Raw genomic sequence first — 558 nt, forward strand, 5'->3', positions numbered from 1 at the left:
AAGGTACTATAGTAAATGCGATTACGGAAAATGGCTTTACAACAGTTGAAGAAGTAACGGCTAAAACAAAAGCGGGGAATTCATGTGGTAAATGTAAACCGCAAATTGCTCAAATATTGCAGCACACCTTAGGAGATGACTTTGTTGCCGCAAAACCTGCTGGTATATGTGGTTGTACTGATTTGACACGCGATCAAATTGTAACGCAAATAAGAGCGAAAGGTTTAAAAACATCTAAAGAAGTTCGACATGTTTTAAACTTTAAAAATAAAGGTGGATGTCCAAAATGTCGACCAGCAATCAACTATTATTTAAACATGGTTTATCCACATGATCATGAAGATGAAAGAGAATCAAGATTTGCTAACGAACGTTACCATGCGAATATTCAAAATGATGGTACATTTTCTGTTATACCTCAAATGCGTGGAGGTGTTACAGATGCAGACCAACTGATTCGTCTAGGAGAAGTGGCTAAGAAATATCATGTGCCACTAGTTAAAGTGACAGGTTCGCAACGTGTTGGTTTGTATGGAGTTAAAAAAGAAGAATTACCAA

1 protein-coding gene is annotated in these 558 nt (G+C 36.9%); it reads left to right on the forward strand.

The window, feature by feature from the left end:
* Positions 1-558 (forward strand): (2Fe-2S)-binding protein (locus IDG60_RS00750; protein WP_206160371.1); only part of this gene is annotated, 558 nt, incomplete at both ends.

The sequence above is a fragment of the Staphylococcus sp. EG-SA-2 genome (assembly GCF_017152085.1).